Annotated in this window: 1 protein-coding gene; it reads right to left on the bottom strand. The window is 69.4% G+C overall.

The window, feature by feature from the left end; all coding sequences use genetic code 11:
- Positions 1 to 265 (bottom strand): SDR family NAD(P)-dependent oxidoreductase (locus tag NR111_RS18310; RefSeq protein WP_256821640.1); only part of this gene is annotated, 265 nt, incomplete at its 3' end.
- Positions 266 to 376 lie beyond the last annotated feature (111 nt).

Genomic DNA, 376 nt, shown 5'->3' with positions numbered 1-376 from the left:
TGACCAGGATGTCGATGCGGCCCATCTGGCGCACCGCGTTGTCGACCAGGCCGCGCACGGCCTCGCCCTTGGACAGGTCGGCGCCGTCGTACAGCACCTTGACGCCATGCTGGGCGGCCAGGCCGGCGCGCACCTTTTCGATCTCGGCGGCGTCGCCGAAGCCGTTCAGGACGATATCGGCGCCCTGCGCGGCCAGCGCGGTGGCGATACCCAGGCCGATCCCGCTGGTGGAACCGGTGACGACTGCGACTTTTCCTTTGAGCATAGATGTTCTCCTGTGGCGGGGCGCGGAAGGCGGGCGGCGGCCGGAACGCGCCGGCCGCCGCCGTGGGCGAAACACGGGCTGAAAAACAGCGTCAAGTGTAGCTGCCCGGCA

Source organism: Dietzia sp. Die43, from assembly GCF_024519835.1.
Classification (GTDB): Bacteria; Actinomycetota; Actinomycetes; order Mycobacteriales; family Mycobacteriaceae; genus Dietzia; species Dietzia kunjamensis.
Note: the sequence above shows the minus strand (reverse complement) of the source record. Positions and strands in the feature narration are given on the sequence as shown.